General features: G+C 36.9%; 1 protein-coding gene. It reads right to left on the bottom strand.

Annotated elements, in window-relative coordinates; genetic code table 11:
- A partial coding sequence (locus PL9631_RS27540) for a hypothetical protein (RefSeq protein ID WP_197046392.1) occupies window positions 1-444 on the bottom strand: 444 nt, incomplete at both ends.

Here is a 444-nt window from a genome sequence, read left to right as displayed (position 1 = left end):
ATTAATTGTGGAATCTGGTTGTTTTTGGAGGGGGGTATAATTAGAAATTTCTGGTGTAACAATATTTGTGGGATTAATTGTGGAATCCGATTGTTTTTGGAGAGGGTAATAATTAGGAATTTCTGGGTTAGCAATATTTGTGGAATCACTACTGTCTGGGGGATTAATTGTGGAATCCGATTGTTTTTGGAGGGGGGTATAATTAGAAATTTCCGGTGTAGCAATATCCATGGAATCACTACTTTCTGTGGAATTAATTGTGGAATCTGATTGTTTTTGGAGGGGAGAATAATTAGGAATTTCCGGTGTAACAATATTTGTGGGATTAATTGTGGAATCCGGTTGTTTTTGGAGGGGGGAATAATTAGGAATTTCTGGTGTAGCAATATCTGTGGAATCACTACTGTCTGGGGAATTAATTGTGGAATCTGATTGTTTTTGGAG

The sequence above is a fragment of the Planktothrix paucivesiculata PCC 9631 genome (genome assembly GCF_900009265.2).
Classification (GTDB): domain Bacteria; phylum Cyanobacteriota; class Cyanobacteriia; order Cyanobacteriales; family Microcoleaceae; genus Planktothrix; species Planktothrix paucivesiculata.
Note: the sequence above shows the minus strand (reverse complement) of the source record. Positions and strands in the feature narration are given on the sequence as shown.